This window comes from Bacillus mycoides (assembly GCF_001757995.1).
In the GTDB taxonomy this organism is placed as follows: Bacteria; Bacillota; Bacilli; order Bacillales; family Bacillaceae_G; genus Bacillus_A; species Bacillus_A mycoides_B.
The window spans coordinates 1-541 of the sequence record NZ_LXLV01000111.1; the positions used below are offsets into that span (position 1 = coordinate 1).

General features: G+C 35.9%; 1 protein-coding gene. It reads right to left on the minus strand.

From position 1 onward, the window contains the following. Positions 1-18: 18 nt before the first annotated feature. The coding region (locus tag BWGOE10_RS28975) for an IS3 family transposase (RefSeq protein ID WP_070140983.1) at positions 19-541 on the minus strand (523 nt) is incomplete at its 5' end.

Genomic DNA, 541 nt, shown 5'->3' on the forward strand with positions numbered 1-541 from the left:
AGACAACTGTAAAAAAGACTATGCAGCCATCGAAATTCGATATTCGATCGGAGCTCGATGATTGAGTCGTTTTTGGAATCGTTTGTAGTTATAATGATAGATGTATGTTTCAATTGCTTGAATTAGTTCTCCCTTTGTTTGATAGTCATTAAGATAAAACATTTCAGATTTAAAATGAGAGAAGAATGATTCAATGCAAGCATTGTCATGGCAGTTTCCTTTGCGGGAATGGCTGCCGATGGCGCCTAGCTGTTGAAGCATACGATAATAAGCAGGAGATGTATATTGGAATCCTTGATCTGAGTGGATGATGGTTCCATACACATCTCTTTTTTGTGTTGCTAAATCTAATGTTTTTAGAACAAGTTGTAAATCATTGCGATGTGAGAGTTTCCAAGCAACGATTTCATTATTGTAAAGGTCTTGAACGACCGATAAATAGAGAAATTTATCTTTGAATGGCAAATAAGTGATATCTGTGACAAGTACCTCATTTTGTTTGCGGTTTTGGAATTGTCGTTCTACTACATTTGGGAAAATC